This is a genomic window from Streptomyces sp. CA-249302 (genome assembly GCF_050936785.1).
In the GTDB taxonomy this organism is placed as follows: domain Bacteria; phylum Actinomycetota; class Actinomycetes; order Streptomycetales; family Streptomycetaceae; genus Streptomyces.
On record NZ_JBNJMG010000001.1, the window covers coordinates 1,407,523 to 1,431,432 of the forward strand.

The window sequence follows — 23,910 nt, forward strand, 5'->3', positions numbered from 1 at the left end:
TGCGCGAGGTATTGACGGTTCCTGTGGGGCTCCTATCATCCTCCACGCATTCCATGGGAGCGCTCCCATACGCAAGGAGGATCATGAAACTGCTTCGCCGCACCCGAGGACACAGAGCCTCCGCCTCCGCGTCAGGCCTGGTCGCCGTCGCCGCGCTCCTGGCCTCCGGCACCGCGTCCGCCGCCCCCGACGCCGGCATCAAGGCGTCCACACTCGGCGCCCAAGCCGCCCAGTCCGGACGGTACTTCGGCACCGCCGTGGCCGCGGGCAAGCTCGGCGACGGGACGTACGCGACGATCCTGGACCGCGAGTTCAACATGGTCACGCCCGAGAACGAGATGAAGTGGGACACGACCGAACGCACCCGCGGATCCTTCGACTTCGCCCCCGCCGACCAGATCGTCGCCCACGCGACCGCCCACGGCCAGCGCGTCCGGGGCCACACGCTCGTCTGGCATTCCCAACTGCCCGGCTGGGTCGGCTCGATCACCGACGCGAACACGCTCCGCGGTGTGATGAACAATCACATCACCACGGAGATGGCTCACTTCAAGGGCAAGGTCTATGCCTGGGACGTGGTCAACGAGGCGTTCGCCGACGGAAGCAGCGGCGCCCACCGCGCCTCCGTCTTCCAGAACCTCCTGGGCGACGGCTTCGTCGAGCAGGCCTTCCGCACCGCCCGCTCGGCCGACCCGGCGGCCAAGCTCTGCTACAACGACTACAACATCGAGGACTGGAACGCCGCCAAGACCCAGGGCGTCTACCGCATGGTCCGCGACTTCAAGTCCCGCGGTGTGCCCATCGACTGCGTCGGCTTCCAGGCCCACTTCGGCACCGGCGGTCCCCCGGCGAGCTTCCAGACCACGCTGTCGAACTTCGCGGCGCTCGGCGTCGACGTACAGATCACCGAGCTGGACATCGCGCAGGCATCGACGACGGCGTACGCCAACACCATCCGGGCCTGCTGGAACGTGGCCCGCTGCAACGGTGTCACCGTCTGGGGCATCCGGGACAGCGACTCCTGGCGCAGCGGCGACAACCCGCTCCTCTTCGACCGCAACGGCGCCAAGAAGGCGGCGTACAACTCGGTGCTGACGACGATGGGCGGTGCACCGGCCGCGACCACGGGCACCGCCGACACGGCCGCGCTGCCAGGGAGTTACAGCTGGAGCTCCAGCGGGGTCCTGATGTCCCCGAAGCCGGACTCGACGCACAGCATCGCCGGCCTCAAGGACCCGTCGGTGGTGTACTACAACGGCAAATACCACGTGTTTGCCAGCGTCGCGAGCGCCTCCGGGTACGGCCTGGTGTACCTGAACTTCACGGACTGGTCGCAGGCGGCCTCGGCCACCCACTACTACCTCGACCGCACGCCGATCGGCAGCGGCTACCGGGCGGCACCCCAGGTCTTCTACTTCGCACCGCAGAAGCTCTGGTACCTCGTCTACCAGACCGGCAACGCCTCGTACTCGACGAACAGCGACATCTCCAACCCCAACGGCTGGAGCGCGCCGCGCAACTTCTACGCGTCGATGCCGGACGTCATCAAGCAGAACATCGGCAGCGGCTACTGGGTCGACATGTGGGTGATCTGCGACAGCGGGAACTGCTATCTGTTCTCGTCCGACGACAACGGCCATCTGTACCGCTCGCAGACGACCCTGGCGAGCTTCCCCAACGGGTTCGCCAACACGGTCATCGCGGCCCAGGACTCCAACAAGTACGCCCTGTTCGAGGCGAGCAACGTCTACAAGGTGCAGGGCAGCAGCCAGTACCTGCTGCTCGTCGAGGCGATCGGGTCGGACGGGCGGCGCTACTTCCGGTCCTGGGCGTCGAGCGGTCTGGCCGGATCGTGGACGGCGCTGGCCGCGTCGGAGGCCAATCCGTTCGCCCGGGCGAGCAACGTGGCCTTCCCCGGCGGTAGTTGGACGAAGGACATCAGCCACGGCGAGATGGTCCGGGCCGGTTACGACCAGACGCTGACGATCCCGTCCTGCCGCCTCCAGTACCTGTACCAGGGCAAGGACCCGAACGCGGGCGGCGACTACAACACCCTCCCCTGGCGGCTGGGCCTGCTCACCCAGACCAACTCGGCCTGCTGAAGCGCGAACTCGGCGACGACACGCTCCGCTTCGGCCCGCGCCGAGGCGCCTGCGGCCACGGTGACGGTGACCGTCACCTGGCCGTTGTCGACATCGGCCCGGACCTCCTCCACCTCGGCGATGCCGCCGAGGGCGGCGGCCAGCGCGTGACGGGTGGCATCGGCGCGCAGCGGCACCTTGTACGGCTTGCCGACGGCGGTGACCGGTAGCGCGTCGAGCACATGTACGGCCTTCGGGGCGGCCGCCGCCTCGCCCACCTGGGCGGCAGCCCAGGCACGCAGCTCTGCCTCGCCCACCGTGCCGTCGGCCAGTGTCACGTACGCCACCGGCACCTGCCCCGGCCGGTGAGGTGCAGGAAGCCGCCGCCGTCCCGGCCTTCGACGTAGCCGGGGAAGACGGTCGGCCCGCTGATCCGAACGACACCGGTCTCCCCGGCGGCAGCCCCTCCCCGATCCTGATGTATGTGTACGGCAGCCGCTGCCCGACCGAACCGGCCTGCGCACGTCCACGAACCCGCGCGCGCTGGCACAGGTCGCCTCGGTCAGGCCGTACCCCTCCAGCAGCGGAGTCCCGGCCAGCACCGAGTACACGGTCGGTACGGCGCTCATCGTGGCGATCCGGTGGTGCCCGACGATCCGCCAGAACTCCGCGTGAAGGGCGGGGGCCCGGTAGCCCAACGGGCCCGCCCAGACAACCTGTTGACCGCGCAGGAGTGGCGCGAGCAGCGTGACCACGAGTGCGTTGACGTGGAACAGCGACAGCGCGGCGAAGACGACGGAGTCCTCGTCCAGGACCGAGTTGGCCGCGATCATCCAGGCGTCGCTGATCTCGTTGGCGTGGGTGTGGGCCGCGAGTTTGGGTGCCCCGGTGGTGCCGCCGGTGTGGAAGAAGGCGGCCAGGTCGGCGACGGTGGGCGGCGGCGCGGAACGGGCGCTTGTGGGCCGCAGCACCAGGATGTGGTCCACCAGCCCCTCCCGGGCCGGCTCGGCGCTGGTCGCGAAGGACTCCGGGTCCAGCTCCGGGGCGGCGGTGACGACCACCCGGGCGCCGGCCCGGCGGACCAGCTCGGCGAGTGGCTGCGGGAGAGCGCCGGGTTGACGGGGGCGGCGATGCCCGCGAGCTGGGCGGCCGGGAGGGCGGTGACGAGTTCGTCGCAGTTCGGGGAGAGCAGGGCGACGGAGTCGCCGCGGCGGACGCCGAGCCGGTGCAGGGTGTTGGCCGTCCGGTGCACGTCGGCGAGGAGTTCGGCGTAGGTGCGGCGGTGCGGCGAGCGCCAGGACGCGGCGTCGGGGAGGACGGTGAGCGCGGTGCGCTCCGGCCATCGTTCGGCCGCGCGTCGCAGCAGTTCGTACGAGGTGGCGGGCAGCCCGCGTGCGGCCGGCGGGGTGGCCTCGATGGCGGGCAGGTCGTCGGGGTGGTCGTAGCGCGGCCACATCAGGTCGGTCTCGGTGGTCACGCGAACCTCACCTTGTTCTGCTGCATGCCGAGGTCGACGGCCCCGTCGGGAGTGCGGATGGACAGCTAATGCCTTCCACTTCACCGCCGACGGCAGGAACGCGGCGAGCAGCTCCACCGGCTTGGGCGGCGCTATGAGAGCCGTACCGCCGGGTGTGCCGGTGAGGAGGAGGTCGCCGGTGGTGAGGGCCTGGAAGCGGGAGAGCTCCCGGAGCGCCTGCAACGGGCTGTGGATCATGTCGGTCAGGTCGCTGTCCTGGCGGATCTCGCCATTGACCTTGAGCGTCAGCCTCAGCTCGGTCAGGCGGTCGAGGTCAGCGGCGACTCCGTCGACCCCGTGGCGATGTTCGAGCCGCACGCGCAGCTGGTGTACGAGCGGCGAACCGGATGGCGGTGAAAGGATGACCGCGTAGTGGGGTATGCCCTCCGCGTGGGATACACCGGGCGTGACGAGTGGGACGCGCACTACGCGAGCGGCAAGGGCTTCAGCGGGCTCCGCGACAGCGAGCGGGAGCTGCTCGCCGCACACGCCCCGGCCCCCGAGGGCGGAGTCGCCCTGGACGTCGGGTGCGGGTTGGGCGAGCTCGCCCGCCATCTCGCCGCGAGCGGCTACCGCGTGGACGCCGTCGACTACGCGCCAGCGGCCCTCGCACACGCGGAGCCGGACCCGTCCGTGACGTACCGCCTGTTCGACATCGAGCAGGACGACCTCGCCGAACTCCCCCATCCCGCCTACGACTTGATCACCTTCCGCCTCGCCTGGGCCTTCGTCCGCGACCGCACCCGGGTACTGAACCGGCTGCGCGAGCGGCTACGGCCCGGCGGCACCCTGTGCGTGATCACCCCCGTCGCCGAGTCCGTACCGGAGGGCAAGCGGGACATCGCCCTCGACGAGGCCGAGCTCGGTCTGCTGTGCGCGGGGTGGGCGGTCGCCGAGCGGCACGACGCGGACGGGCTGGCCTTCGTGCTGCTGCGCGACCCCGTCCCGGCCGGGATCGAGTGCGCCGGCAAGGGCAGCCCCGCGCCGCACGCGCTCACCGGAGCCGGTGTCGTCGTGTCCGACCCGGCCGGGCGGATCCTGCTGGGCTGGTCGGCGCACGGGGTCTGGGAGCTGCCGGGCGGCAAGAACGACGCGGACGAGGACTTCGTCGACGCGGCCGTGCGGGAGTTGGAGGAGGAGACGGGGCTGAAGGCGGACCGCGGCTCGGCACGGCTGCTCGCCCTGCTGATGGACTCCGTGCGGGGCATGCCGCGCCTCACCGCCGCCGTCCACGTCACCGCGTGCACCGGGGAGCCGTCCGTCACCGAGCCGCATCTGGTCCGTCGCTGGGAATGGCACGAGGTCGCCGACCTGCCACACCTCGCCCAGCCCCTCTTCACCCCGAGCGCGCATGTCGTCGACGTCGTACACCCCGGCGTGTTGACCGGCCTGCCGCCGGTCCACCGGTATCCGATCGCCTGAGCCGCCGAGCCGGCCCTCCCTGAGCGGTTGAGCACACTCTTGAAAATACCCCCCTGGGTATCTGTTACCGTGAAGGAACAGATACCCCCGGGGGTAATTTCCGCAATGATCCGCGAAGGAGAGTGCCGTGTTCTTTGTCGAGGTGCTGGAGACCCAGGGGCTGGGCAACCGCAGCTATCTGGCGGGCGGCGCCGACGCCGCCGTGGTGGTGGACCCGCCGCGGGACGTCGACCGGGTGCTCGCCGAGGCTGCCCGGCGCGGGGTGCGGATCGTGGCCGTCGCCGAGACGCATGTGCACAACGACTACGTGACCGGTGGCCTGGAGCTGGCCCGGCTGACCGGGGCGCGGTATCTGGTGCCGGCCGGGGCCGAGGTGGCGTACGCCCGGGTCGCGGTCGCGGACGGGGATGTGGAGCCGGTCGACGAGGGGCTCGCGCTGCGGGCGGTGGCCACTCCGGGGCACACCCCGCACCACACCTCGTACGTCCTGGAGGAGGCGGGGCGGGCGGCGGCCGCGTTCACCGGCGGTTCGCTGCTGATCGGCAGCGTGGGGCGGCCCGATCTCGTCGAGCCGCGGCTGACCGAGCGGCTGGCCCGCGCCCAGCACGCCTCCGTGCACCGGCTCGCCGCCGAGCTGGCGGACGAGGTGGCCGTGCTGCCGACGCACGGCTTCGGCAGCTTCTGCTCCTCGAACCAGGCCGGCGGTGAGCACAGCACCATGGGCGCCGAGAAGGCGTCCAATCCCGTGCTCCTCCAGGATGTCGACACGTTCGTCAAGGAGCTGCTGGCCGGGCTCGACGACGTGCCCGCCTATTACGCGCACATGGGGCCGGCCAACGCGGGCGGTCCGGCGCCGGTCGACCTGACCGCGCCGGGGCGCGCGGAGGCCGGTGAGCTCGCGCGGCGGCTCGCGGCCGGGGAGTGGGTGGTGGACCTGCGCAGCCGGGTGGCCTTCGCGGACGGGCATCTCGCCGGGGCGTTCAACTTCGAGGTCGACGGGCAGCTCGCGACCTATCTGGCGTGGATGATCCCGTGGGGCAAGCCGGTGACGCTGCTCGCGGAGAGCGCCGAGCAAGTCGCCAGGGCCCAGCGGGAGTTGGCGCAGGTGGGCATCGACCGGCCGGCCGCGGCGGCGGTGGGGTCGCCGGAGGAGTGGGTCGCGGGCGGGGCCAGGCCGGCTTCCTTCCGTCGCGCGGTCTTCGCCGATCTCGCCGAGGCCCGGCAGCGGGGCGAGGAGCCTGTCGTCGTCGACGTGCGCCGGGACAGCGAGCGTGCGGGCGGCTGGATCGAGGGCAGTGTGCACATTCCGGTCCACCAGATCCACCGGCGGCTGGACGAGGTGCCGTCGGGCACCGTGTGGGTGCACTGCGCGGGCGGGATGCGGGCGGCCATCGCCGCGTCGGTGCTCGACGCCGCCGGGCGTGCGGTGATCGCCGTCGACGACGGCTACGCCGCCGCGGCCGAGGCCGGCCTCGCCCTGGTCTCCCCCGCCCTCGCCAACTGACCGTGCGACAGCGCCGGTTCGGGCCGTACGACGGTTCCGGCGGCCGGCGCGGACTCGAGGAACACCCACGATGCACTTCTCCCGAAGCGGCCCCGACCGCATCACCGTCACCGAGGCCCACGGCCTGCTCCGCGACGGAGCGGCCGTTCTGATCGACGTCCGCGAGGCGGACGAGTACCGGGCCGGTCATGCGCCGGGCGCGCTGAACCTGCCGTTGTCCCGACTGGCGGATCCGGATACGGATACGGCCCTTCCCGGCGGCCCCCGCCTCGTCCTCGTCTGCCGTTCCGGCAACCGCTCGCGGCAGGCCGCCGAGCTGCTGGCCGCGCAGGGGATCGCCGCCGTGGACGTGGTCGGCGGGATGCGGGACTGGGCCGTTGCAGGGCTCCCCGTCCGGGACGCGGACGGTGCCGACGGGACCGTCATATGAGCGCGTTCGTCCTGGCCCTCGTCGCCGGCGCGCTGGTCGGGCTGGCGCTGGGCGCCCTCGGGGCCGGTGGCAGCATCCTGACCGTCCCGGCACTGATCTATCTGCTCGGCTTCCGCGCGACCGAGGCGACCACCGCGAGCTTGGTCATAGTGATCGTCACCTCGCTCACCGCGCTGCTGGCGCACGCCCGGACGGGTGCGGTGCGCTGGCGGGCCGGGCTGCTGTTCGCGGCGGCCGGGCTGGTGCCCGCGGCCGCGGCCGGCGCGCTGTCCGCGCACATCCCCGAGACGGTGCTGACCCTGGCCTTCGCCGCGCTCGCGGTGCTGGCCGCCGGGAACATGCTGCGCCGCCGTACGCCGCACCGGAGCGGTCGGGTGTCGGGCGTACGGGCGGCCGCCGCGGGCGCCGGCCTCGGCACGGTCACCGGGTTCCTCGGTGTGGGCGGCGGCTTTCTCGCCGTACCGGCGCTGGTGACGGTGCTGGCCGTGCCGATGAGCGCGGCGGTGGGCACGAGTCTGCTGGTCATCGTCGCCAACGCGCTCGTCGCCCTCGCGGCCCGCGCCCACACCGCCGCGCAACTGGACTGGGCGCCGATCATGCCGTTCCTCGCGACCGCGGTCCTGGGGGCGTGGGACGGCCGGAGGCTGGCGGCGAAGGCCTCACCGGCCGTGTTGCAGCGGGTGTTCGGCTTCGTACTGCTGGCGGTCGCGCTGGCGATGGCCATGTCGGTAGCGCTGTGAGGCGACGACCGGCCCCGGCGCTCGGGCCGGCGCCCTCGACGCTCACGCCGGCGCCCTCGACGCTCAGGCCAGCGACAGGAAGAGCTTCTCCAGCCGGGCCCGCATCTCCGCGGAGTTCCGCATCTCGGGATCCTCGCTGGTCATGCACTGCTCCAACCCGGTCGCGATGATCGAGAAGCCGGCCCGGTCCAGGGCTCGGGAGACCGCCGCGAGCTGAGTGATCACGTCCTCGCAGTCACGGCCGTCCTCGATCATCCGGATGACACCCGCGAGCTGGCCCTGGGCCCGCCGCAGCCGGTTGAGCGCCGACTTCAGCTCCTCGGCCGACATGTCGAGTTGCACACTTCCTCCTCGTATATACCCCCATGGGTATCTTACCCCGCCCGGGGAACACCTCAGAGAAAGGTTCTGTTCCATGTCCACGCACGACTCCGCCACCCTCAGCGCCGCCCAGGCCGGCGCCCGCTTCGGCGACTTCACCGTCGTCGACGTACGCACGCCCGGCGAGTACGCCGGCGGCCATCTCCCCGGCGCCCACAACATCCCCCTGGACCGCATCGACGAGGCGGCGGACGCACTCAAGGCGGTCGCCGCGCGCGGGAACCTGCTGATCGTCTGCGCCTCCGGGGCGCGCTCGGCCAAGGGCTGCGTCCGGCTGGCCGGACTGGGCATAGCGGCGGCCACCCTGGAGGGCGGCACCGGCGCCTGGACGGCCGCCGGGAATCCGGTCGAACGGCCCACCGGCGGACGTACACCTTGGCCCATGGACCGCCAAGTCCGCCTTGCCGCCGGGTCGTTGGTCGTCGTGGGCTTCCTGGCGGGTCTGGCCTGGCCGCCCGCGCACTGGCTGTCGGGGCTGGTCGGCGCGGGCCTGGTCTTCTCAGGCGTCACCAACACCTGCGGAATGGCCGCCCTGTTGGCCAAGCTGCCGCACAACCGGCCACCCAGGGACGCGGTGTCGTTCGAGGAGACGCTGCTGAAAATTAAAGAAACGGTCAAAGAGGCGTGATCGTTCATGGCTAAACTTTGGCGGTGACTTTACCGATCAAGAGGGTTCTGACCCTCATAGCGAGCATCACGGCCGTCGCCCTGCTGTTCTACGGAGTCAATCCGCCTCCGGCGCACGCCGCGACCGACGACCTGGTCGTCACCTACGACTTCGAGGACCCGGCAGTCGCCGACCCGTTCCGCGCGGAACTCACCGCGATCGACGACTCGGGCAAGCAGCTCAACGAGGTGGTGCAGGAGCAGAGCAAGGGCCAGCTGCACGACGTCATGCCCGATCTCAGTGACGCCGACTTCGATCACACGTGGTCGGTCGAGGGCACCGTCGTGACCATCACCGTCACGGCGCCCGAGGCCGAGGTGGACGTCAACTGGCGGCAGGCCGTGGCCATCGTCGTGCTTGCCTTCGTGGTCGGTTCCGCCTCGGCCCTGCTCTGCGAGGCAGCGGCCGGGCCGCCGCCGCTGTGCGCCGGTGTCGGATCGTTCATGAGCGAGTTCACGAACAGTGCGGTCACCCAGCTCGCCGACGGCAAGGGGGTGACGCGGACGAATGGGGCGTCACCATGGCGAAGTCCATCGCCTTCGGTCTGCTCGCCGCCTTCGGCGGCTGGCTGGCGCCGGAGGAGACCCGCGCCTTCTTCCAGAAGGCCACCGACAAGCTCGTACTGGCCTATCGGAAGGTCGTGGGCTGGTTCAGTGGCGGTGCCGCCAGTGCCGAATGGCTGGCAAAGGCCATGACCTCTTTGATGAGCAACCTTCCGCACTACATGGGCTCCGGCTCCGCGGCCACCGGCACCTGCCGTGAACCGGCCGGGGACGGCTCGGCGAGCGAGTGGAGCTCGCTGGGGCAGATCGTGGACAGCGCGGACGGCGCGCAGACCCGTTTCACGGATCTCGACGGCGACGGCGACGGCGACCGCGCCGTCAGCGAGAACGGCAGGCTGTACACCTGGATGAACGCCGGATGCGGCTCCGACGGTGAGCGCGTCTGGCTGCCGGAGGGCGACACCGCCCCGGCCGCCGCCACCGCGACCCCCAAGGACGCCTACTTCGGCGACCTCGACCGGGACGGCCGGGACGAGCTGATCAACTTCCTGTCCGCGACCGAGTCCGGCACCGGCTTCGCCGCCATGCGGGTCTGGCGCAACGAGTCGACCAGCACCGACGTCAAGTGGGCCGACCCGGTCATCGTCGCCAACGATCTCGGCGTCGGGACACCGCAGTTCGCCGACCTCGACGGCGACAAGGACGACGACCTCCTCCTGGTGGACCGGAACAACTTCGTCACCGCCTGGGAGAACACCGCGACCGGGATCCCGAGTCCCGGCGACTGGGACGAGCTCTCGGGCTTCACGCACCCGGCCGAAGGCCCGGTCGGACAGGTCTACTTCACCGACATCACCGGTGACGACCTCGCCGACGCGGTCGTCGTCCAGTACATGACCGGTGACGTGCTCGCGTGGAAGAACACCGGCGACGGCTCCTGGAGTTCCACGTCCGCGCTGTCGACGCAGCTGGTCCGGACGGCAGCGGCGGCCGACGTCTCCGGCTGGGAGTCGCTGGGCACCGTCCGCTCCGGTGACGCCTTCGCCGGCTCCGTCGGCGCCTTCTCCGATCTCGACGTCGACAAGGTCTCCGACTTCCTGCTGTTCAACAGCACCAGCAACGGCGTCGACGCCTGGCGGCTGCCGCAGCCCGGCGACAACGCTGTCGAGGACCTCGACTGGGACGAGTCCGGCGCCGACGCCGGCGTACCCGGCGAGCGGGTGGCGTACTTCAACTCCTGGTCGATCTACGCCAACGACTACACCCTGAAGACGCTGGACCAGAACGGCACCGCCGGCAAGCTGACCAAGCTCAACTACGCCTTCCAGAACATCGACCCGGTCAACCTGACCTGCATGGCCGCGAACAAGGCCGGTTCGAGCGACGAGAGCGACGGCGACGCCAACGACGGCGCCGGTGACGCCTGGGCCGACTACCAGAAGGGCTTCACCGCCGAGGAGAGCGTGGACGGTGTCGGCGACCAGTGGGGCGACTCGCTGAAGGGCAACTTCAACCAGTTGAAGAAGCTCAAGAAGAAGTACCCGAACCTCAAGGTCCTTGTCTCGATCGGCGGTTGGACCTACTCGAAGTACTTCTCGGACGCGGCCGCCACGGACGCCTCCCGCAAGAAGTTCGTCAAGTCCTGTGTCGACATGTTCATCAAGGGCAACCTGCCCAGGCTCGGTGACGACCCCGCCGGTGGCGACGGCGCCGCCGCGGGCGTGTTCGACGGCATCGACATCGACTGGGAGTTCCCGGGCAGCGCCGACGGCCACACCGGCAACCACTACGGCGCCCAGGACACGGCCAACTTCACCGCGCTGCTGGCCGAGTTCCGTTCCCAGCTCGGATCGGACAAGCTGCTCACCGCCGCGCTGCCGGCCGGCCCGAAGAAGATCAGCACCGTCGAGGTCGGCAAGATCGCCTCGTACCTGGATCTGGGCAACATCATGACGTACGACATGCATGGCGCCTGGGAGGGCACCGGACCGACCAACTTCAACGCCCCGCTGTACCGTTCCTCCGCGGACCCTGCCGACGGAACCGGCATGACCGCGGACGACGCCATCACGACGTATCTCGGCAAGGGCTTCCCGGCCGGCAAGATCACCCTCGGCGTGCCCTTCTACGCCCGCGGGTGGACCGGGGTGGCCGACGGCGGCAAGAACGGGCTGTACCAGACGGCGACGGGGTCTCCATCGGCGTACCCCTACTCGCAGGCTCCGGGCGTCGCCTTCTACAAGGAGCTCAAGTCGGCGAACAAGCTGACCGACGACACCGTCTTCTGGGACAGCAGGACCAAGACCACGTGGATGTACGACGGCAGCACGTTCTTCAGTATCGAGACACCGAAGTCGATGACGGCCAAGCGGCAGTACATCAGGAACAAGGGCCTGGCCGGCGTGATGATCTACTCCCTGGAGGGAGATGACGCGGAGACCACTCTCCTCAACTCGTCGACCGGCCTGAAGTGAGCCGGTGAAACCGAAGCGCCGGAGCCCTGACCGGGGTTCCGGCGCTTCGGCGTGTCAGTCGTCGGGGATGCCCGCGCCGCTGAGGGCGGGGACGGTGCTCTCCCGCCGGTCAGGGAGCGGGCGCCGAGGCGGAACTGGTCGAGTCTGCCGATGATGGTCTGGCCGACCGGGGTGTGGCCCCAGACGCTGATGCCCTGGTGGGTGGTGGGCTGCCAGGTGGTCTCGTCGATGACGACGGGGTTCCAGCCGACCTCCCATTCGAAGCCCGAGGGGGTGCGGGCGTAGTAGGAGAGTTCCTTGAGTGGTGGCGTTCGTTGTCCTGGCGCAGTCGCAGGCACTCGTGCCGCAGCAGGATCTCGACGTTCGGGTAGCGGTCGACGCCCTCGCGCAGGACCTGCTCCAGCGCGGGCTGGTAGATGAACATCTGCGGCGGATGGCCGTGGCCGCGCGGACTGGGGTGCGCGCTGATGAAGGCCCGGCCGCGCGCGTCGACGAAGTCCAGCGGGCGCTCGGCCAGCATGTCCCGTTTCAGCCGGTCGGCCAGGCCGGTGCGCTGCCAGATCCGCATGACCTCCTCGTCGGTGGAGATCGCCCGGGCCCGGGAGAACACCTCCGCGTCCCGCTCCAGCACGACCACCCGGAGGCCCAGGGCACCCAGCAGGTTCGCCGCGGTGACGCCCGTGGGGCCGTACCCGATCACCGCCACGTCGTACGCACCGCTCTCGGCTCCGTCCTCGGCGCTGATTCCGCCCACCGGACCACCTCGCAGGTTGCCGTAGTGTTTACTCCAATTGGAATGAACGCTACGGTAAGCTTGCCGCCGGAGACGGCCAAGTGCGAGCGACGGCAGGAGGGCACGCCCCATGACCAGGGCCTCGACCCCGCGCAGGAAGCGGGCGAACGGTGTGGAGTCGCGCCAGCGGATCCTCGACGCGGCGGTGGCCATCGCGGGCGAGCGCGGCTACGAGGGCACGTCGATCGCGGCGGTCAGCGCCAAGTGCGGGCTGCCCGCCAGCTCGATCTACTGGCACTTCAAGGACAAGGACGACCTGATCGCCGCGGTCATCGAGCGCAGCTTCGAGACCTGGCTGACCGCCGCCGCGCTGCCGGGCGAAGCCGTCGGTACGCCGCTGGAGCGGGTGACCGCCATGGCGGCGGACGTGGCCCGGTCGCTGGTCGACGCGCCGGACTTCCTGCGCCTCGGCCTCATGCTCGCCCTGGAACACCGCCCCACCGAACCCAGAGGCCGGACCGTGTTCCTCCAGGTCCGCGACATCGCGAGCCAGAAGATCACAGAGGTCATGCGCACACTGTTCCCGGACCTCGACGAGGCCGCCGTACGCACCCTCACCACCTACGCCGTCGCCGGTGCCGACGGCCTGTTCGTGCACCGGGAGATCCACGGCGAGGACGTGGACCTGGTGGCGATGTTCGAGCTGCACGCGCAGCTGGTTCACGAGGCGGCGAACCGCCTGGCCGCAAGGAGTACGGCATGACCCTCACCGAAGAACAGCGCGCGGAGGCCGGGCGGCTGCTGCGCCGGGCCGAGCACCACGTGGCGCCGGTCGACCCGCTGTCGGAGCTGTTTCCGGGGCTCGGTCTCGCCGACGCCTACGCGATCCAGCGGGAGAACATCACCCGGCGGCTCGCCGACGGGGCGACCGTCGTCGGGCACAAGGTCGGGCTGACCGCGGCCGCCATGCAGCAGCTGCTCGGCGTCGACGAGCCCGACTTCGGGCAGCTGCTGGACGACATGGTGCACCGCGACGGCGGCACCGTCCTCGCGGCCCGCTACTGTGCCCCGCGCATCGAGCCCGAGATCTGCTTCCGGCTGGCCCGGCACCTGCGCGGCCCTGGCATCACGGTCGAGGACGTCCTCGCGGCGACCGAGGCGGTGGCGCCCGCGCTGGAGATCGTCGACAGCCGGATCCGGGACTGGCGGATCACGCTCGCCGACACGGTCGCCGACAACGCCAGCTCGGCCGGGCTCGTCTGCGGCCCGTGGACTCCGCCGGCCGAGGTGCCCGATCTGGCGGCCGTGCCGGTGGACCTCTTCGTCGACGGCGAGCCGGTCGCCTCCGGCACCGGCAAGGAGGTGCTGGGCCATCCGGCCGCCGCGGTCGCGTGGCTGGCCAACACGCTCGCCGGGTTCGGCACCGCGCTGGAGCCCGGACACGTGGTGCTCCCCGGCGCCATGACCACCGCGCCTTTCGTGCAAGCCGGCCAACAGGTGGAGGCACGCTTCGGCGGCCTCGGCCCGGTGTCGGTGACGTTCGTCTGACCCACCCGTCCTGAGATCCACAGCTCCGCTCCCCCAGTACGCCCGAGGAGAACCGCATGCCTCCCGCCCCCTGGCCGGTAGCCGTCATCGGCTCCGGCAATATCGGTACCGACCTGATGATCAAGATCCTGCGTGGTTCCGGCGCGCTGGTCATGGGGGCGATGGTCGGCATCGACCCCGCCTCCGACGGTCTGGCCCGGGCCCGGCGCCTGGGCATCGCCACCACGGCCGACGGGGTGGACGGGCTGCTGGCCCTCCCCGGGTTCGGCGACATCAGGCTCGTCTTCGACGCCACCTCCGCCACCGCCCACCGGGCGAACTGGGCCAGGCTGGAGTCCACCGGCGTCCGGGTCCTCGACCTCACGCCGGCCGCGGTCGGCCCGTACTGCGTGCCCGTGGTCAACCTCGACGAGCACCTCGACGCCCCGAACCTCAACATGGTCACCTGCGGCGGCCAGGCCACCGTGCCGATCGCCGCCGCGGTCGCCCGGGTCGCGCCCGTCGCCTACGCGGAGATCGTCTCCTCCATCGCCGCCCGCTCGGCAGGACCCGGCACCCGCGCCAACATCGACGAGTTCACCGAGACCACCTCCCGCGCCCTGCGCGAGGTGGCCGGCGCCCGGCACGGCAAAGCCGTGATGATCCTCGACCCGGCCGAGCCGCCGCTGCTGATGCGCAACACCGTGTACTGCCTGGTCGAGGGCGACTGCGACCAACAGGCCGTCGGGGCAAGCGTCTTGGCGATGGCGGAGAGGGTGAGCGGGTACGTCCCGGGCTACCGGCTCAAGCAGAAGGTCCAGTTCGACTCGTACGACGGTGTCCGCGTCCCCGGCCTCGGCGACTTCACCGGCACCAGGGTGACCGTGATGCTCGAAGTCACCGGCGCCGCCGACTACCTGCCCGCCTACGCCGGGAACCTCGACATCATGACCTCCGCGGCCGTCGCCGCCGCCGAGCGCATCGCCCAGCACGCGCAGCGCACCGCGGGAGCCCTCCGATGAGCCGCCTGTACATCAGTGACGTCACCCTGCGGGACGGCATGCACGCCGTCCGGCACCAGTACTCGGTCGACCAGGCGGTCGCCGTCGCCGCCGCCCTGGACACGGCCGGCGTCGACTCCATCGAGGTCGCGCACGGCGACGGGCTGGCCGGTTCCTCCTGCGTGTACGGCTTCGGCGCGCACACCGACCTGGAGTGGATCGAGGCGGTCGCCGCCACCGTCACCCGGGCCAAGGTCGCCACCCTGCTGCTGCCCGGCATCGGCACCGTGCCCGACCTCCAGGACGCCCACCGCGCGGGCGCCTCCGTGGTCCGCGTGGCCACGCACTGCACGGAGGCCGACATCTCGGCGCAGCACATCGCCGCGGCCCGGGAGCTGGGCATGGACACCGTCGGCTTCCTGATGATGAGCCATATGACGGAGCCTCAGAAGCTGGCCGAGAAGGCGAAGTTGATGGAGGGCTACGGCGCCGGCTGTGTCTACGTCGTCGACTCCGGCGGCGCGCTGGCCATGGGCGGAGTCGCCGAACGGGTCGACGCCCTGCGCCAGACACTGGACCCGGCCACCGAGATCGGTATCCACGCCCACCACAACCTCTCCCTCGGCGTCGCCAACTCGCTGACCGCCGTGGAGCACGGCGCCCTCCGGGTGGACGCCTCCCTCGCCGGCATGGGCGCCGGGGCGGGCAACGCGCCCCTGGAGGTGTTCGTCGCGGTCGCCGACAAGCTGGGCCTGGAGCACGGCTGCGACCTGTTCGCCCTCCAGGACGCGGCCGACGATCTGGTACGGCCGCTGCAGGACCGCCCGGTCCAGGTCGACCGCGAGACGCTCACCCTCGGGTACGCGGGCGTGTACTCCAGCTTCCTCCGGCACGCCGAGGCCGCGTCCGCGCGCTACGGCATCGACGCCCGCAGCCTCCTGGTCGAGGTCGGCCGGCGCGGGATGGTCGGCGGCCAGGAGGACATGCTCACCGACGTCGCCCTCGACCTGCTGGGCAGCCGGGAGGTCGTCTCATGAGCGCCGCACCGCACCGGATCGACGTCCACCAGCACATCGTGCCCGACTTCTACCGTGACCTGATGGCGAAGTCGGGGCTCGTCGAGGCGGGCGGCCGTCAACTGCCCGACTGGAGCCCGGAGTCGGCGCTCGAACAGATGGACCTGCTGGGCACCGCCACCGCGATCGTGTCGGTGTCGACGCCCGGCACCGGCTTCCTCACCGACCCGGGCGAGGCCGCCGACCTGGCCCGACTGCTCAACGACTTCTCCGTCTCTCTCACTGCCCAACACCCCGGCCGCTTCGGCTACTTCGCCACGCTGCCCATGCCCGACGCGGCCGCCTCCGCCGCCGAGGCAGCGCGGGCGCTGGACGAACTCGGCGCCGACGGCGTCACCTTGCTCGCCAACAACCAGGGCACCTACCTCGGCACGGACGGCCAGGACGCCCTGTGGCGCACCCTGAACGACCGCCGAGCCGTCGTCTTCGTGCACCCGGCCGATCTCCCGGCGCCCCCGGTCGACGGCATCCCGCCCTTCGCCGCCGACTTCCTGCTCGACACGACCCGGGCCGCCTATCTCCTCGTACGCAACGGGATCGTGCGGCGGTACCCGGACATCCGGTTCGTCTTCAGCCACGCGGGCGGCTTCGTCCCGTACGCCTCGCACCGGATGGCCGTCGCGATCGCGAGCGACATCGGGCGCAGCCCGCGGGACGTCCTGGAGGAGCTGCGCGGCTTCTACTTCGACACCGCGCTGTCCTCCAGCCCGGCCGCCCTGCCCACGCTGCTCGCCTTCGCCCGGCCCGGGCACGTCCTGTTCGGCAGCGACTGGCCGTTCGCGCCGGCCGCCGCCGGCCAGTACTTCGCCAACGGCCTGGACAGCGGGGTGGAGCCGGGCCTGCGGGCCGCGATCGACCGCGGCAACGCCGAGGCCCTGTTCCCCCGCCTTGGCGGCACGCCCGTGCCGGTCCCGGACCGGCCGGTCGCCGTCCGGCTGCGTCAGTCCGCCCAGCGGGCCGGCGCCCGTCTCTTCTTCAAGCTCGTCCAACCCGGCGCCAGATGAGGCACTCCCCATGAGCACAACCCCCCACTGAGGTCGAGGAAACCCTCGCCACCAGCCGTGCCGGACACCGCGACGTGCTGCTCGCGATGTGTCTGGCGCTGGTCCTGGTCGTCGCCTCGGTCTCCGCCCTCGACCTCGCCCTGCCCGACCTCGCCCTCGCCCTGTCGGCCTCCTTCGCCGACTCCACGAACATGCTGATCGTCTGGCGGGTCGTGATGGGCCTCGGCGCCGCCATGATCATGCCGGGCACGCTGTCCACCATCACCGCGGCCTTCCGACACACGAAGGACGACCACCCCGGCCCGCCGGACGTGCACGGAGCGGTGACCACCGCGCTGGGCATCGGCACCCTGGTGTACGCCGTCATCGAGGGCAACGAGCAGGGCTGGACCGAGCCCGCGGTGATCGGCGCGCTCGTGGTGACCGCGGTGAGCTTCGCCGCGTACGCCTGTCTCGGTCTGCGCTCCGAACACCCGCTGCTCGACATCCCCGGCTTCCGGGCCGGGGCGGTCACGGTGCTGGTGCAGTTCATGGCCGTGTTCGGGTTCTTCTTCGTCGGGCTCCAGTATCTCCAACTCATCCTGGACTACAGCCCGTTGAAGGCGGCGCTCGCGCTGGTCCCGGTCGCCGTGGTCGTCCTGCCGACCTCCGCGGCCACCCCGCACCTGACCCGAAGAGAGGTGGGCCGGCAGCCGCAGCGGCGCCCCTCTGCTCCGCCCGCTCGGAGCCGGCCGGCAAAGAGGGGTGGCGGCCGGACGGCCACCACCCCTCCGCCCTTTCCGCTGCGACCGCTCAGCCGATCTCGACGAGCAGGTCGCCGCCCTCCACCTGCTGGATGCGGTTGATGGCCAGGCGGCCGACCCGGCCCGCCTTGCTCGCCGTGATCGACGCCTCCATCTTCATCGCCTCGATGGTGGCCACGGTCGCCCCGGCCGCCACCTCGTCGCCCTCGGCGACGGAGAGGGTCACCACGCCGGCGAACGGCGCCGCCACATGGCCGGGGTTGGACCGGTCGGCCTTCTCCGTCACCGGGATGTCGGAGGCGGCGGCCGTGTCACGGACCTGGATCGGCCTCAACTGGCCGTTCAGGGTGGACATCACGGTGCGCATGCCGCGCTCGTCGGCCTCGCCGACGGCCTCCAGGCCGATCAGCAGCCGGACGCCGCGCTCCAGGTCGATGGCGTACTCCTTCCCCGGGCGCAGCCCGTAGAAGAAGTCCTTGCTGTCCAGGACGCTGGTGTCGCCGTAGGCCTGGCGGTGCGTCTCGTACTCGCGGGTCGGGCCGGGAAACAGCAGGCGGTTGAGGGTCGCGCGGGGTTCCTTGGTCAGGCCCGTGCGGTCCTCCGGCGTCAGCTCCTGGACGGGCCGGGGCTCGGCGCGGCCCTCGAGTGCCTTGGTGCGGAAGGGCTCCGGCCAGCCGCCGGGCGGGGTGCCCAGCTCACCGCGGAGGAAGCCGATGACGGAGTCGGGGATGTCGTACCGGTTCGGGGCCGCCTCGAAGTCGGCCGGGTCCACCCCGGCGCCGACCAGGTGCAGGGCGAGGTCGCCGACCACCTTGGAGGACGGGGTGACCTTGACCAGGCGGCCGAGGATGCGGTCGGCGGCCTCGTACATCGCCTCGATGTCCTCGAAGCGGTCGCCGAGCCCGAGCGCGACGGCCTGGGTGCGCAGGTTGGAGAGCTGGCCGCCGGGGATCTCGTGGTGGTACACGCGGCCGGTCGGGGAGGCGAGGCCCGCCTCGAAGGGGCGTAGACCTTGCGGACGCTCTCCCAGTACGGCTCCAGGTCCTCGATCGCCCGCAGGTCGAGCCCGGTGGGACGGTCCGAGTAGTCGGTCGCGGCGACGATCGCCGAGAGGGACGGCTGGGAGGTCGTACCGGCCATGGAGGCCACCGCGCCGTCCACCGCGTCGGCGCCCGCCTGGATCGCGGCCAGGTAGGTCGCGAGCTGGCCGCCCGCGGTGTCGTGGGTGTGCAGGTGCACCGGCAGTTCGAACTCCCGCCGCAGCGCCGACACGAGCTTCGCGGCGGCCGGGGCCCGGAGCAGGCCGGCCATGTCCTTGACGGCCAGGACGTGGGCACCGGCCTCGACGATCTGCTCGGCGAGCCGCAGGTAGTAGTCGAGGGTGTAGAGGCGCTCGTTCGGGTCGGACAGGTCCGAGGTGTAGCAGAGGGCGACCTCGGCGATCGCGGTGCCCGTCTCGCGTACGGCGTCGATGGCGGGGCGCATCTGGCCGACGTCGTTGAGGGCGTCGAAGATGCGGAAGACGTCGATGCCGGTGGCGGCGGCCTCCTGGACGAAGGCGTCGGTCACCTCGGTCGGGTACGGGGTGTAGCCGACGGTGTTGCGGCCGCGCAGCAGCATCTGGAGGCAGATGTTGGGAACGGCCTCGCGCAGGGCGGCCAGCCGCTCCCACGGGTCCTCGGCGAGGAAGCGCAGCGCCACGTCGTAGGTGGCGCCGCCCCAGCACTCCAGGGAGAGCAGCTCGGGCAGGGTGCGGGCGACGACCGGGGCGACCGCGAGGAGGTCCTTCGTCCGTACCCGGGTGGCGAGCAGGGACTGGTGGGCGTCGCGGAAGGTGGTGTCCGTGATGCCGATGGTCGGCGACTCGCGCAGCCAGCGCGCGAAGCCCTCCGGGCCGAGCTCGACGAGCCGCTGGCGCGAACCGGCCGCGGGCTCACCGGCCGGCAGCGGGGGCAGCTTGGTGGTCGACTCGATCAGGTGCGGCCGCTCGCCGTGCGGCTTGTTGACCGTGACGTCGGCGAGGAAGGTGAGCAGCTTGGTGCCGCGGTCGGCCGAGGAGCGGGCCGTCAGCAGGTGCGGGCGCTCCTCGATGAACGAGGTCGTGACCCGCCCGGCCTGGAAGTCGGGGTCGTCCAACACGGCTTGCAGGAACGGGATGTTGGTGGCCACACCGCGGATCCGGAACTCGGCGACGGCACGCCGGGCCCGCTTGACGGCGGTGCCGAAGTCCCGGCCCCGGCAGGTGAGTTTCACCAGCATGGAGTCGAAGTGCGCGCTGATCTCCGTACCCGCGTGGGTGGTTCCGCCGTCGAGCCGGATGCCGGAGCCGCCGGGCGAGCGGTAGGCGCTGATGCGGCCGGTGTCCGGGCGGAAGCCGTTGGCCGGGTCCTCGGTGGTGATACGGCACTGGAGGGCCGCACCGTGCAGCTGCACCGTCTCCTGGGAGAGGCCGAGGTCGGCGAGGGTCTCGCCGGCGGCGATGCGCAGCTGGGACTGGACGAGGTCGACGTCGGTGACCTCCTCGGTGACCGTGTGCTCGACCTGGATGCGCGGGTTCATCTCGATGAAGACGTGGTTGCCCCGGCGGTCGAGCAGGAACTCGACGGTGCCGGCGTTGCGGTAGCCGATCTCGCGGGCGAAGCGGACGGCGTCGGCGCAGATGCGGTCGCGCAGCTCCGGGTCGAGGTTGGGCGCGGGGGCCAGCTCGATCACCTTCTGGTGGCGGCGCTGGAGCGAACAGTCGCGCTCGAAGAGGTGGATGACGTTGCCCTCGCCGTCGGCGAGGATCTGCACCTCGATGTGGCGGGGGTCGACGACGGCCTTCTCCAGGAAGACGGTCGGATCGCCGAACGCGGAGGCGGCCTCGCGGGACGCGGCCTCGATGGACTCGCGCAGTTGCGCCGGGTCCTCGACGCGGCGCATACCGCGCCCGCCGCCGCCGGCGACGGCCTTCACGAACACCGGAAAGCCGATCTCCTCGGCCGCGGCGACGAGTTCGTCGATGTCGTTGGAGGGCGCGGAGGAGCCGAGGACGGGGACGCCGGCCGCGCGGGCGGCGGCCACGGCGCGGGCCTTGTTGCCGGTCAGCTCCAGGGTGTGGGCGCTGGGCCCGACGAAGGTGATGCCGGCTTCCTCGCAGGCCTTGGCCAGCTCGGGGTTCTCGGACAGGAAGCCGTAGCCCGGGTAGACGGCGTCGGCGCCGGCCTTGCGCGCGGCCCGGACGATCTCCTCGACGGACAGGTACGCCCGCACCGGATGGCCGGGCCGGCCGATTTCATACGCCTCGTCGGCTTTGAGCCGGTGCAGTGAGTTGCGGTCCTCGTGCGGGAAGACGGCGACCGTCCTTGCGCCCAGCTCATAGCCGGCGCGGAACGCCCTGATCGCGATCTCACCACGGTTGGCGACCAGTACCTTGCGGAACATCGCCGCTCCCTTCAGCCTGCCGACGGACGCCCCCCATGTTGTCGGTGACGTGCCGGTATGGCCATGTGAGCCGGGCCACTCATGGGGTGATTTCCTTGGCCGCCCTGTTGATCGCCTCCCTGATCCGGGCGTACGTGCCGCAGCGGCAGACGTTCTCGATGCCGTCGATGTCGTCGTCGGTGGGGTGCGGGGTCTTCTTGAGCAGGGCCGCGGCGGCCATGATCTGTCCCGGCTGACAGAAGCCGCACTGGGAGACGTCACAGTCGATCCAGGCCTGCTGCACGGGGTGCAGGGTGTCGCCGTCGGCCAGTCCTTCGATGGTGGTGACCTTGTGGTTCGCGCAGTCCTTCACCTTGACGACGCAGGGCTGGATCTCCTCCCCGTCGAGATGGCTCGTACAGGCCCGGCACACGCCGACTCCGCAGCCGTACTTGGGCCCGGTGACGTGCAGCAGGTCCCGCAGCACCCACAGCAGCGGCATGTCGGCGGGCGCCTCGACGGTGACCTGCTTGCCGTTGAGGGTGAAGGAGTAGGAGGGCATCGGGTCCTTCTCGGAGGATCGGGTCCTTCTCGGAAAAGTGGGAAGTCGGTCAGAAGTTCAGCGGGAAGCGGCGCGGCTTGAGGCCGGTCGCGCGGGCGTAGGCGTTGGCGACGGCTCCGGACGCGGCGGGGACGCCGAGTTCGCCGGCCCCGCCGGGCTCGCCCTTTGACGGCATGACATGAGCCTCGAAGTACAGCGGGGCGTTGCGCTGCCGGGCCCACTGGAAGTCCTTGTAGCTCCCCTCGCGCACCGCGCCCCGGTCGATGTGCAGCCCGGCCTGGAGGATCACGGAGATCCCGTCGGTCGCCGCGCCCATGAGCTGGGCCTCCAGGCCGCGCGGGTTGACGACCGTGCCGACGTCGGCCGCCATCACCACCTTGGTCACCCGGGGCTTCTTCGGATCGGTGCCGTCGATCTCGACGAGACAGGCCACGCAGGACCCGTACTCCTCGTGCACGGCGACACCCTGCCCGTGCCCTGCGGGCAGCGGCGAGTTCCAGCTCCCGGCCTCGGCGACCTTGTCGAGCACGGCCCTGACGGCCTTGTTCCGCAGGGTCGTACGGCGGAAGGTGACCGGATCGACGCCCAGGCTCCCGGCGATCTCGTCGACCATGATCTCCTCGGCGGTCCGCACCGTCCCGGAGTCCACCGAGCGCCAGGCGCCGAGCGGCATCGCGAGGTCGACCGAGCCCGAATCCCCCGACAGGCGGCCGAAGTTGTAGAGGCCGGAGTCGCTCGGCACCGGCGCGGCGACCGGTCGTACAAAGACCGCCTGGTTCGCACTGCCCTGTTTGCCGTACGACTCGTTCACCGAGGCCGTCGCGTGGGTGAAGGCGACCACGCGGCCGTCCGTGTGACTGGCGCGGATGCGGTGGTGGCTGGCGGGGCGCATCCGGCCGTGGCGGGTGTCGTCGTTGCGGCTCCACATCAGCTTGACCGGCTGTTTCGCCGCCTTGGAGATGAGGGCCGCCTCGATCGCGGCGTCGAAGTTGAGCCGCCGCCCGAACGAGCCGCCGCCGCGCATCACATGGACCTTGACCTTGGCGGCAGACAGTCCGACCGCGGAGGCGATGGTGTCCCGGGCGTCCATCGGGGTCTGCGAGGAGAACCAGAGCTCGGCTCGGTCCGCGCGCACGTCCGCGACCGCGGTGAGCACCTCCATCGGGGCGTGGCTGACGAAGGCGAACTCGAACTCGCCCTCCACCTGTGTCGATCCCTGCGGTGCGGCGCCCGGGCGCGGGACCGCGGCCCGCAGCCGGGAGCGGATCGCCGCGTCGGACAGCCCGGCCAGCGGCCCCGGCGCCCACTTGATCTTCAGGGCGTCGCGGCCCTGGAAGGCGTGGTGGAAGGTGTCGGCCACCACGGCGACCCCGCCGGCCACCTTCACCACGGCCCGTACGCCGTCCATGGCGCGCGCGGCCCGGTCGTCGACCGAGACGAGCTTCCCGCCGATCGTCGGCGGCCGCGCCACGACGGTCGGCCCGGCTCCGGCCACGGTCAGATCCCCGGCGTACTTGGCCTTGCCGGTGACGATGTCCCGCGCGTCGATACGGCCGGTCGGTTTGCCGATCACCTTGTGCTGCGCGGCCGGCTTCGGCTTGGCGGACACGGAGGTACGGCGGATCCTGGCGGCGCTCTTGGTCAGTGAGCCGAAGGTGGCCGTGCGGCCGTCCGGGGCGATCACCATGGTCTTCCCGGTGCGCAGGCTGTAGGCGGGCAGGCGCCAGCGCCGGGCGGCCGCGGTCACCAGGCGGGCGCGGGCGGTGGCGGCGAGCTGCCGGGCGGGGTCGTACAGCGCGCTGACCGAGTTCGAACCGCCGGTGGACTGGCTGCCCTTGGTGCGGGCGTCCGCGAGCGGGATGTCGACGTCTGCGAGGCGGGCGTCCAGCTCCTCGGCGATCATCATGGCGACGGCGGTGGTGATGCCCTGGCCGAGCTCGACCCGCGGCAGCCGCACGACCACCCGGTTGGCCTCGGTGACCTCCAGGACGAGCATCTCGTCGTCGGCGCCGGTCACCAGCACGTCGGCGCCGACGCGGGCGGGCTCGGAGCCTTCGGCCGTCGAGGAGTCGCAGCCGAGCGGGGCGGCGACGGTGAGGGTGGCGGCGGCCAGGGAGTAGACCATGAACCGGCGGCGCGACACC

General features: G+C 71.4%; 18 protein-coding genes and 5 pseudogenes. 14 read left to right on the plus strand and 9 right to left on the minus strand.

All coding sequences use genetic code 11. The features are described 5' to 3' along the window. Positions 1–83: 83 nt before the first annotated feature. Positions 84–2,102, plus strand: a complete 2,019-nt coding sequence (locus tag ACQEWB_RS06325) for a non-reducing end alpha-L-arabinofuranosidase family hydrolase (protein WP_432827919.1) — start codon at positions 84–86, stop codon at positions 2,100–2,102. Here the strand turns inward: ACQEWB_RS06325 and ACQEWB_RS06330 are convergent. The 3 genes and pseudogenes from ACQEWB_RS06330 to ACQEWB_RS06340 form a co-directional block, all read right to left on the minus strand. Further along, on the minus strand, positions 2,045–2,710 hold the full coding sequence (locus ACQEWB_RS06330; protein ID WP_432843657.1) for an AMP-binding enzyme: 666 nt from the start codon (positions 2,708–2,710) through the stop codon (positions 2,045–2,047). The genes ACQEWB_RS06325 and ACQEWB_RS06330 overlap by 58 nt on opposite strands. Positions 2,711–2,737: 27 nt before the next feature. Further along, positions 2,738–3,537: pseudogene (locus ACQEWB_RS06335) on the minus strand (AMP-binding protein); the annotation flags it as partial. Positions 3,538–3,554: 17 nt separating this feature from the next. Continuing rightward, positions 3,555–3,873: pseudogene (locus ACQEWB_RS06340) on the minus strand (fumarylacetoacetate hydrolase family protein); the annotation flags it as partial. 114 nt (positions 3,874–3,987) lie between these two features. Between ACQEWB_RS06340 and ACQEWB_RS06345 the strand changes: the two are divergent. The 4 genes from ACQEWB_RS06345 to ACQEWB_RS06360 all read left to right on the plus strand — a co-directional run bounded on the left by ACQEWB_RS06345 (position 3,988) and on the right by ACQEWB_RS06360 (position 7,693). After that, entirely contained in the window at positions 3,988–5,019 is a 1,032-nt protein-coding gene (locus tag ACQEWB_RS06345; protein ID WP_432827921.1) for a bifunctional class I SAM-dependent methyltransferase/NUDIX hydrolase, read from the plus strand. A gap of 127 nt (positions 5,020–5,146) precedes the next feature. Beyond that, positions 5,147–6,523 carry an MBL fold metallo-hydrolase gene (locus tag ACQEWB_RS06350; RefSeq protein WP_432827923.1) on the plus strand — a complete coding sequence of 459 codons (1,377 nt, stop codon included), beginning with the start codon at positions 5,147–5,149 and terminating at the stop codon, positions 6,521–6,523. Between the two features lie 70 nt (positions 6,524–6,593). Further along, the gene (locus ACQEWB_RS06355) at positions 6,594–6,953 is read left to right on the plus strand and encodes a rhodanese-like domain-containing protein (protein WP_432827925.1); all 360 of its coding nucleotides are present in this window, start codon (positions 6,594–6,596) and stop codon (positions 6,951–6,953) included. Further along, positions 6,950–7,693 (plus strand): sulfite exporter TauE/SafE family protein, encoded by a 744-nt coding sequence (locus ACQEWB_RS06360; RefSeq protein ID WP_432827927.1) that lies wholly within the window; start codon positions 6,950–6,952, stop codon positions 7,691–7,693. The genes ACQEWB_RS06355 and ACQEWB_RS06360 overlap by 4 nt, the downstream gene beginning before the upstream one ends. A gap of 63 nt (positions 7,694–7,756) precedes the next feature. On the opposite strand, the gene ACQEWB_RS06365 is transcribed toward ACQEWB_RS06360, so the two are convergent. Next, positions 7,757–8,035 (minus strand): metal-sensitive transcriptional regulator, encoded by a 279-nt coding sequence (locus ACQEWB_RS06365; RefSeq protein ID WP_432827929.1) that lies wholly within the window; start codon positions 8,033–8,035, stop codon positions 7,757–7,759. Positions 8,036–8,108: 73 nt separating this feature from the next. On the opposite strand from ACQEWB_RS06365, the gene ACQEWB_RS06370 reads away from it, so the two are divergent. The 3 genes from ACQEWB_RS06370 (at position 8,109) to ACQEWB_RS06380 (ending at position 11,718) form a co-directional block, all read left to right on the plus strand. Continuing rightward, positions 8,109–8,702 (plus strand): rhodanese-like domain-containing protein, encoded by a 594-nt coding sequence (locus ACQEWB_RS06370; protein ID WP_432827931.1) that lies wholly within the window; start codon positions 8,109–8,111, stop codon positions 8,700–8,702. A 23-nt stretch (positions 8,703–8,725) separates the two neighbouring features. Continuing rightward, positions 8,726–9,436, plus strand: coding sequence for a hypothetical protein (locus ACQEWB_RS06375; protein WP_432827933.1), 711 nt, complete (start codon positions 8,726–8,728; stop codon positions 9,434–9,436). 701 nt (positions 9,437–10,137) lie between these two features. After that, on the plus strand, positions 10,138–11,718 hold the full coding sequence (locus ACQEWB_RS06380) for a glycoside hydrolase family 18 protein (protein ID WP_432843659.1): 1,581 nt from the start codon (positions 10,138–10,140) through the stop codon (positions 11,716–11,718). A gap of 54 nt (positions 11,719–11,772) precedes the next feature. On the opposite strand, the pseudogene ACQEWB_RS06385 reads toward ACQEWB_RS06380, so the two are convergent. Continuing rightward, positions 11,773–12,050: pseudogene (locus tag ACQEWB_RS06385) on the minus strand (VOC family protein); the annotation flags it as partial. Then, positions 12,035–12,472 (minus strand): annotated as a pseudogene (locus ACQEWB_RS06390) (FAD-dependent monooxygenase); the annotation flags it as partial. The pseudogenes ACQEWB_RS06385 and ACQEWB_RS06390, both read right to left, overlap by 16 nt. Positions 12,473–12,581: 109 nt before the next feature. On the opposite strand from ACQEWB_RS06390, the gene ACQEWB_RS06395 reads away from it, so the two are divergent. From ACQEWB_RS06395 to ACQEWB_RS06420, 6 genes are all read left to right on the plus strand, one after another. Beyond that, the gene (locus ACQEWB_RS06395; protein WP_432827935.1) at positions 12,582–13,214 is read left to right on the plus strand and encodes a TetR family transcriptional regulator; all 633 of its coding nucleotides are present in this window, start codon (positions 12,582–12,584) and stop codon (positions 13,212–13,214) included. Further along, complete coding sequence (locus tag ACQEWB_RS06400; protein ID WP_432827937.1) at positions 13,211–13,999, plus strand: 2-keto-4-pentenoate hydratase; 789 nt, start codon at positions 13,211–13,213, stop codon at positions 13,997–13,999. The genes ACQEWB_RS06395 and ACQEWB_RS06400 overlap by 4 nt, the downstream gene beginning before the upstream one ends. A 56-nt stretch (positions 14,000–14,055) precedes the next feature. Then, entirely contained in the window at positions 14,056–15,000 is a 945-nt protein-coding gene (locus tag ACQEWB_RS06405; RefSeq protein ID WP_432827939.1) for an acetaldehyde dehydrogenase (acetylating), read from the plus strand. Further along, the gene (gene dmpG, locus ACQEWB_RS06410; protein WP_432827941.1) at positions 14,997–16,016 is read left to right on the plus strand and encodes a 4-hydroxy-2-oxovalerate aldolase; all 1,020 of its coding nucleotides are present in this window, start codon (positions 14,997–14,999) and stop codon (positions 16,014–16,016) included. The genes ACQEWB_RS06405 and dmpG overlap by 4 nt, the downstream gene beginning before the upstream one ends. Continuing rightward, the gene (locus tag ACQEWB_RS06415; RefSeq protein ID WP_432827943.1) at positions 16,013–17,059 is read left to right on the plus strand and encodes an amidohydrolase family protein; all 1,047 of its coding nucleotides are present in this window, start codon (positions 16,013–16,015) and stop codon (positions 17,057–17,059) included. Before dmpG ends, ACQEWB_RS06415 begins: the two co-directional genes overlap by 4 nt. Before the next feature lie 74 nt (positions 17,060–17,133). Next, positions 17,134–17,904, plus strand: a complete 771-nt coding sequence (locus ACQEWB_RS06420; protein ID WP_432827945.1) for a hypothetical protein — start codon at positions 17,134–17,136, stop codon at positions 17,902–17,904. Here ACQEWB_RS06420 and ACQEWB_RS06425 read toward each other — a convergent pair. The 3 genes and pseudogenes from ACQEWB_RS06425 to ACQEWB_RS06435 form a co-directional block, all read right to left on the minus strand. Further along, positions 17,852–21,225, minus strand: a pseudogene (locus ACQEWB_RS06425) (pyruvate carboxylase). The gene ACQEWB_RS06420 and the pseudogene ACQEWB_RS06425 overlap by 53 nt on opposite strands. A gap of 79 nt (positions 21,226–21,304) precedes the next feature. Next, entirely contained in the window at positions 21,305–21,766 is a 462-nt protein-coding gene (locus tag ACQEWB_RS06430; RefSeq protein ID WP_432827947.1) for a (2Fe-2S)-binding protein, read from the minus strand. A 49-nt stretch (positions 21,767–21,815) separates the two neighbouring features. Continuing rightward, positions 21,816–23,891: a molybdopterin cofactor-binding domain-containing protein gene (locus ACQEWB_RS06435; protein ID WP_432843661.1), complete on the minus strand. Its 2,076-nt coding sequence runs from the start codon at positions 23,889–23,891 to the stop codon at positions 21,816–21,818. Between the last annotated feature and the right edge of the window lie 19 nt (positions 23,892–23,910).

Bases quoted from the DNA above. Each gene is read 5' to 3' on its own strand.
- dmpG (WP_432827941.1), top strand. From the start codon at position 14,997: ATGAGCCGCCTGTACATCAGTGACGTCACCCTGCGGGACGGCATGCAC.
- ACQEWB_RS06400 (WP_432827937.1), top strand. From the start codon at position 13,211: ATGACCCTCACCGAAGAACAGCGCGCGGAGGCCGGGCGGCTGCTGCGC.
- ACQEWB_RS06380 (WP_432843659.1), top strand. From the start codon at position 10,138: ATGACCGGTGACGTGCTCGCGTGGAAGAACACCGGCGACGGCTCCTGG.
- ACQEWB_RS06435 (WP_432843661.1), bottom strand. From the start codon at position 23,891: ATGGTCTACTCCCTGGCCGCCGCCACCCTCACCGTCGCCGCCCCGCTC.
- ACQEWB_RS06395 (WP_432827935.1), top strand. From the start codon at position 12,582: ATGACCAGGGCCTCGACCCCGCGCAGGAAGCGGGCGAACGGTGTGGAG.
- ACQEWB_RS06415 (WP_432827943.1), top strand. From the start codon at position 16,013: ATGAGCGCCGCACCGCACCGGATCGACGTCCACCAGCACATCGTGCCC.
- ACQEWB_RS06325 (WP_432827919.1), top strand. From the start codon at position 84: ATGAAACTGCTTCGCCGCACCCGAGGACACAGAGCCTCCGCCTCCGCG.
- ACQEWB_RS06430 (WP_432827947.1), bottom strand. From the start codon at position 21,766: ATGCCCTCCTACTCCTTCACCCTCAACGGCAAGCAGGTCACCGTCGAG.
- ACQEWB_RS06355 (WP_432827925.1), top strand. From the start codon at position 6,594: ATGCACTTCTCCCGAAGCGGCCCCGACCGCATCACCGTCACCGAGGCC.
- ACQEWB_RS06330 (WP_432843657.1), bottom strand. From the start codon at position 2,710: ATGAGCGCCGTACCGACCGTGTACTCGGTGCTGGCCGGGACTCCGCTG.
- ACQEWB_RS06405 (WP_432827939.1), top strand. From the start codon at position 14,056: ATGCCTCCCGCCCCCTGGCCGGTAGCCGTCATCGGCTCCGGCAATATC.
- ACQEWB_RS06370 (WP_432827931.1), top strand. From the start codon at position 8,109: ATGTCCACGCACGACTCCGCCACCCTCAGCGCCGCCCAGGCCGGCGCC.
- ACQEWB_RS06360 (WP_432827927.1), top strand. From the start codon at position 6,950: ATGAGCGCGTTCGTCCTGGCCCTCGTCGCCGGCGCGCTGGTCGGGCTG.